The sequence below is a fragment of the Nitrosospira multiformis genome (assembly GCF_900110185.1).
Taxonomy (GTDB): domain Bacteria; phylum Pseudomonadota; class Gammaproteobacteria; order Burkholderiales; family Nitrosomonadaceae; genus Nitrosospira; species Nitrosospira multiformis_A.
Genome location: NZ_FOCT01000013.1, coordinates 71,169 through 77,910 on the forward strand (window position 1 = coordinate 71,169; position 6,742 = coordinate 77,910).

Below are 6,742 nucleotides of genomic sequence, written 5' to 3' on the forward strand. Positions count from 1 at the left end.
TATTTTATGATTTCTTTGCTGCACGTCTTTTTTTGAGTCTTCTTATTTTTTACCAATGACTCAATTGCCAGGATGCTAGCGTGAAACAGTTCCACTTCTTTATAAGAATGAAGGGGTCAGAATTGACCTAGTCCAGCTTCCTGGCCACCCCTTTCCAATTCTGGGGGTCCGGTGTTTTCCCTTCGAATATTTTCGTCCCGGGCTCATCCAAAATCACGATAGTCGCCTGATCAGGTGCGCTTCGAACATTCAGGGTTTCATTAGCACTATTCCCCATGATGGTCGCACAGCTAGTCAATACAGCCGAAGTGAATAAAATCGTATTACTTTCCACATTTTCTTCTTCATTTTTGCCTCTTGTTCTTCCTAACAATCGTCAATAAATATTGAACCGCTCCAGAACCCACTCCGCCATAGCGAAACGATCAGGTACGCATGTCCTTTCCGTTCATGCGTCATTGAGCAGGCAAGCAAGCGGTGCGGGATTATAACTCGGGCGCAAGGGAAGTCGAGTATGAGCAGGAGTTCCGAATAACGCATCCAGCAGAGGGATGCGTAAGTGGTTTGGAAGAGCTGCTATCGGAACGAGTGAACGAGTATTAGAGGAGATGAATTTTCTGCGCTCGTATCACGAGCTTATCCTGGCTAAATCGCTGTTCCAGCTTCTTGCGGTAGCTGCTCCACCAGTCCTCGTCCAGATCCTTTACCATGACTTCATATACGATGATGTCATCGTGAACTGTGGCGCTATCCTTCTCCTGCCACAATCCGATGCCAGGCGTGCGGGTGTAGCGGTTAGTCCGCCAAACTTCTCCACAAGTTCGTCACGAACCTGCTCGAAAAGATGATGTGGGAACCGCTTGCCACCGTTGCTCCAGAGCGGCAGCAAAAGCTGTGTCATGTACATGGCAATATCAGGCAGGGTAGAGGGCTGTCCGGAATCTGGGCCAGAATGGAGCATCCAGGCCCGCGGGCAGCCTTGGGGCTTTCAGCAAGAGGCTGCCGCTTCTTGCACCTCTCGGGAGCTCATGCCATAACCTCACTGAATAAGGACTTTATTCCGCTGCAGGTATCTGTCCCCGGAGCTCCATAAGTCTTTTTACTGGCTTCTGCTTGATTAATGAGGGATTTTGTTTTGCCGCAACTTCAATATCTCGCTCATATTGGTCACGGACTTCTAATTGGGAGTCTCGCTTACAATTGTTAGTCAAAAATAACTCACCAATGTAAACCATTTCACCCGCGTTTACTTCAAAGCCTACAGGATCGAATTCTTTTTTGGTCCCTAAGGATAGATAATCAGTTGGTGATATCTGGGGCTTAAAGTAATACTTTCCTGGTTTGAGTTCGAGCCCACTTACTGTCCCATAGTGAGTTTTAAAGTCGCTTATAAAACTTCCATGATTCATCATAACTCGTTTCCCAAGCCATCCAACCCCTTTATTAGATGAATCATATAATTCTGCGAGAGCTATCTCATCCCAGCAGGGTTGCATTGCGGCCGTACTCAGGATTACAACTCCAGTTTTTTTGGTGTCAAGTGCATCAGCTGGAATCTTGGTGACACCCGTTTGATTGCTCCAGACTGCGCAACCATAGAGGAAGAGGCTGGAAGTGATCAATAATAAAAATCTGACAGATTGCATAGTGTGTTTTTTTTAATAGATAGATTAGAGTGTTGAAAAGGACAAGAGACCGCTGCCGGCGTTACTTACCTGCCTCAATTTGGCAATTGTCTGATTAACGCCTGATTTTCTTTGAGAGGTCGGTTGGAGTGTTGGGTCCCTGGGAGGATATGCTGTAGAAGCAAAAGTATTTCTTGTCCGTTCAGAAAAGTCTGTTCGCGAGGGCTATCCCAAGCACGGCCCACATATAAATCTTTTCCTCTGGCGCAGAGTAATAATTTTCCCATGAATACTCGCAGGCTACATTTTCAAAGAAACCGTTTACATAGCTTGAGCGCGGACAACTGGAGCACCTGGATTAATAACTACACTGTTGTATGCTGCCCAATCCATCATGATTCCCAAGGCCGACAGGCAAAGTGGAATGAAAGGATTCTTTGGTCAATATCTCCTGCTCGATCTGAAGTTACACATAGACTTATAGATCAATCTCAATGTAATTCGGGTCATCGGGGTTGCCATACCGTTTTATGGCCTCCCGGTAAAGTTGAGGCGTATTATATAAACCGAGTTTCCACATAATATTATTGCGATGAGCTCTCACGCCAGCTAGCTTTAAACCCAGGTCCTCACTAACTTCTTTAGTCGTCATCCACCGCGCGAATCTCCGCATGACCTTTTCTTCGCTCGGAGTTAGTTTCGGTGCCGGTTCTGGATCTTCCACTTTTGGCAAATTGGGATCACGGTAAAATCCGCCAGCTAATACAACCTCGACCACCCAAATTAATTTCTCAAGTTTCGTACCTTTCAACAAATACCCCCTTGCTCCTGCATTCCGGGCTTCTGTCACAGCCCTGGGATCGTTATTGCTGGTGTATATCAAAACAGGCAGGTCAGGGTAGCTCGTACCGAAATCCATCGCCAGATTGATGCCATTTCCATCGGGTAGAAAAAGATCGATTATTACCAGATGGAGGGCGTGGCATTGGGCTAGATTGCGTGCTTCAGCTAACGTTCCGGCTGCAGCCACTACATTAAAAGCCGGTTCGGCTTGCAGGGCGTCGAGTAGCCCCTTAACAAGCACTGGATGATCATCGACGATCATTATGTTGACAGATTCTCGTTTAGGCATAATAGGAAGGGATAAATGGAATTTAAGGATAAGGAACGGTGGCGACCAAGCAAGTACCCTTAGACGGAGAAGAAGTAACTGCCAGTTTCCCGCCCACGACCTTCAGGTCCTCCTTCATGCTGCGTAAACCAATACCCGAGTTGGGATTGTTGTAAACAAACTTCGTATCAAAGCCTTTTCCATCGTCACGAATTTCCATCTTCACGCAGCTTGTTGTGCCCTTAAGGAGCACCGATGCCCGGGTGGCTCCCGCGTGCTTGATGATATTTTCAAGCGCTGTCTTTGCGCTCATAAAAAGAGCTTCCTTGACCTCCAAAGGTAAATATTTTATTTCGTCGACTACAGTGAACTCGATTGGTGTGGCAACAGTGGACATGTCAAGAGTCAGTTTATTTAACTGATCGCTCAAGGGAAGGTTGGGATCGATGATGAAAGTACCCTTCACTATTTTACGCAGATCACTAAGAACACCACCGAGTTGCGTAGCGGCCAAGCTGAAGGGGGCAGCAGACTCCTTTGTTAACCGGGAGGCCTGGGGCAATGCTTTCACGGCAGCTTCAATATTCACTTTTATCGCTGTCAGCATCGATTGAATGCCACCATGCACGTATTTAATTCTCTTGTCTTCCTCCGCTCGTGCATCTATTAATCGCTGGGTCAATGCTGCAAGATTACTGTTCGCTTCCCCGAGGCGGTCATCCAGGACAGTTCGCTCCGTGATATTGCGCACTAGACCCAGGAATATAACAATGACGCTCAGAAACGAGATGACAATAATCCAAAGCATTGTATGGGTAACGTTCACTGATACTTGCGTATCAATCCTTCCCAATGCACTATCGACATCATCCAGATAAATTCCGGTGCCCAGAACCCATCCCCATTTTGGCAATGCAATAACGTACCCAAGCTTTGGAGCAATTTGCTTAACGGACGGCTTTTCCATCGTATATTCAACAAAGCCCCCACCATTGCGCGCAAGACTGATTAATTTCTGAATAATCAGGCGGTCTATCTCGTTTTTTCCTTCCCTTTCGGGTTGATTGGGTTGCACGATAATTTTTCCATCGAAGTCGTTTACAAAAAAATAACCGTCATCTCCAAATTTCATTTTTTTTAGCAGAGCCCTCGCTTTCTCCTTCGCCACCTCCTCCACCTCAGTCCCCTCATAAAAAGGGGCGATAGCCTGTTCCGCCAGCGCCACATAGTTCTTCAATTCAACTTCTTTGCTGGCTCGATAAAAGGGCTCAATACTCATGTGCTGCTGCTGCATCAGTAAAGTTGATTGAAAGTGTATGGTGAGGGCAATTGCAAGCAATGCCAGCAAGAGTGGCACGACAGCGAAGAGGATGATTTTTTTTCGTAAATTCATATTACGAATCTTATTCTTAACTTCCATTCTTTTTCTAAGCAAATTGTTGAAGTGCCCTAAGCCTCTTCCCATTTTCAAGCCATTTTCAGGAATGGTACAAAGAGTAGAGTAACCAAGTGCCCTGAGGAGTGGCAACATTCAGTAGATTGTGAATATTTTTAGGAGAACAGAATGGAAGGCCCCATAGAAACAAGGAGTTCACCTATTACCTTGAAAAGAAAGCTGCCCCAATGGGCACAAATTCTGGTTGCAATGATGCTGGGTGCAGGCGCTGGTTATGTGATTTTTACCATCTATCCGAATAATGAGGCAGTAGAAATAGCTGAGCATATCTCTTTAATCTCAGACATTTTTCTGCGCCTGATAAAGATGCTGATTGGTCCCCTGGTATTTTCGACGCTTGTAGTAGGAATTGCTCATATGGGGAATGCAAAGTCGATCGGTCGAGTATTTTTCAAGGTTTTTGGATGGTTCATTATTGCTTCCGTAATCTCCCTGCTGCTTGGGACCTTGATAGCAAACCTGTTGCAACCTGGCCAGAACCTTGGCTTGCCACTGCCCCCAGCGGAAACCGAAGCAACTCTCAAAATTTCATCTTTTACCCTGAGCGATTTTGTTGGTCATCTGGTTCCACGCTCCTTCGCAGAGGCCTTGGCCAATAATGAAATTCTGCAGATCGTCGTGTTTTCCATGTTCTTCGGTGTGGCTTTAGCAGCTCTGGGGGATGCAGGCAAGACACTGAGCAAGGTAATCGAGGAATTGGTGCATGTAATGTTAAAAATAACCGCTTACGTAATGATGCTTGCGCCCGCTGCCGTGTTTTCTGCCATGACAGCTACTATTGCGACCAATGGTTTGGAGATTCTTGCAAAATTCTCGATTTTCATGATCGGGTTTTATGTCGCTCTTCTGATCCTATTGGGCGTATTGGTTTTAGCTGGCTTCATTTTTTTGGGTCGACGCATATTTAGGTTACTTGCTCTGATAAGAGAGCCATTTTTACTGGCTTTTGCAACGGCAAGTTCTGAGGCGGCTTACCCGAAAATCCTCGACGCTTTGGATCGCTTCGGAGTGAAGCGCAAGGTATCCAGTTTTGTACTGCCAATGGGTTATTCCTTCAATCTGGATGGTTCGATGATGTATTGCACTTTCGCAATACTATTCATTGCCCAGGCGTATGGAATCGAGCTTTCAATTGCCACACAGTTAACGATGATGACTATTCTAATGCTGACCTCAAAGGGGATGGCTGGAGTGCCTCGTGCGTCACTGGTAGTAATTGCTGCAACACTCGGTCATTTCAATATTCCAGAGGCTGGTCTTCTGTTGATTCTCGGGATTGATGCTTTTCTCGATATGGGACGTTCTGCCACCAATGCTGCAGGCAATTCAATTGCAGCTGCGGTGGTCGCAAAATGGGAAGGTGAGCTGTTATCTGAGGCGGATGCCATAGCAAATGCGCGGCAGCTTGATGCAGAGCTCGCTTTGGCGCTGGATCCTGCGCATAAGGATTGACACTCTTATCCTTGAATAGATGATTGTGGTTCTTAATATATAGGACTTGGACGATGCTTAAGCTCCAAACTCCCTACAATAGGCAGCGCAGCTCAAGCTCCGCTGATTTTCTGTCTTGAACGAGGCTCTGCTGTACTCAAATAGCCATATAAGTATTGAATAAAGGAGATATTCATGTTTTGTACCCGTAACCGCTCATTTAATACAAAGGAAATTTTATTTGGTAAGTGGATGACTATTTTTCGTGTTTTGTGGTTGATGTTTCTAGCTTCCATAGTAACGGGTTGTGCATCGTTTCCTGAATATCGAACCCCGAAAGTTGAAACAATCGCCATTAATAAAGAATTGATACGAAATAAACCGTCGGTATACATGCCATTAAGGTATATGAATAATTTAAGCTCGGGCGATGAAAAATCGAATACAGAATCCGTAGCGCCGTTACCCAGGCTAAGAGGGATAGTGGAAAAAACAGCTAATGAATTGGAAGTTTTTCAAAGCTTCACCTTCGAATCCTTCCAAGCTGAGAATATGGACTATGTTTTAGAAATAGAAATGCTGAACTCTGGAAGTAAAGGGAAAGCTATGGCTGCTGGTTTCATAACTGGTTTTACTCTCTTCCTTGTCCCAAGCGCCGCAACAGACAATTTCAAACTTACCGCAAAGCTTTACGATAAAAATCGTAACTTGGTAAAGACATACTCTTATGATGATTCGATAACAACATGGTTTGGTATATGGTTTATTCCGGTAGCAGGATATACGCCAACAAAAGCTGTCGAAAATCTTTGGGAAAACATGATTAAAACGCTATTCAGTGACCTTATTAAAGACAATATGCTATTCAAAACATGATTTATTTGAGTCAGGCAGAGCTAGTCATAGATTCTGCCAGAGTTGTTTTGAAATCACTCCCTTTTGCTACAGGAAATCTCTGCCGTGCTTACCCATAAGGCGGGGTCCAGAGTCGCAATTTACAGATTGTCGTATTGTCGTCAAGAGCAAAACTAAAATATGTTAATAGCAGAGGCCATATGTCATATAATTATGAAAATATTCCATTGACAACTTAAGAGACGTTAAGTACATTTGCTCAGC

At 45.0% G+C, this 6,742-nt stretch carries 6 protein-coding genes; 2 read left to right on the plus strand and 4 right to left on the minus strand.

What is annotated here, in order from left to right; all coding sequences use genetic code 11:
- Positions 1-599: 599 nt before the first annotated feature.
- From BMY01_RS18140 to BMY01_RS13725, 4 genes are all read right to left on the minus strand, one after another.
- Entirely contained in the window at positions 600-767 is a 168-nt protein-coding gene (locus BMY01_RS18140) for a hypothetical protein (RefSeq protein WP_217638674.1), read from the minus strand.
- A 288-nt stretch (positions 768-1,055) separates the two neighbouring features.
- The gene (locus BMY01_RS13715; protein WP_217638675.1) at positions 1,056-1,622 is read right to left on the minus strand and encodes a hypothetical protein; all 567 of its coding nucleotides are present in this window, start codon (positions 1,620-1,622) and stop codon (positions 1,056-1,058) included.
- 481 nt (positions 1,623-2,103) lie between these two features.
- On the minus strand, positions 2,104-2,730 hold the full coding sequence (locus BMY01_RS13720; RefSeq protein ID WP_074748547.1) for a response regulator: 627 nt from the start codon (positions 2,728-2,730) through the stop codon (positions 2,104-2,106).
- A gap of 49 nt (positions 2,731-2,779) precedes the next feature.
- Positions 2,780-4,201 carry a cache domain-containing protein gene (locus tag BMY01_RS13725; protein WP_254772753.1) on the minus strand — a complete coding sequence of 474 codons (1,422 nt, stop codon included), beginning with the start codon at positions 4,199-4,201 and terminating at the stop codon, positions 2,780-2,782.
- A gap of 99 nt (positions 4,202-4,300) precedes the next feature.
- Between BMY01_RS13725 and BMY01_RS13730 the strand changes: the two genes are divergently transcribed.
- Both BMY01_RS13730 and BMY01_RS13735 read left to right on the plus strand, forming a co-directional pair.
- Positions 4,301-5,644, plus strand: coding sequence for a dicarboxylate/amino acid:cation symporter (locus tag BMY01_RS13730; protein WP_074748551.1), 1,344 nt, complete (start codon positions 4,301-4,303; stop codon positions 5,642-5,644).
- Between the two features lie 174 nt (positions 5,645-5,818).
- Positions 5,819-6,499, plus strand: coding sequence for a hypothetical protein (locus BMY01_RS13735; protein ID WP_074748553.1), 681 nt, complete (start codon positions 5,819-5,821; stop codon positions 6,497-6,499).
- Positions 6,500-6,742: the final 243 nt, after the last annotated feature.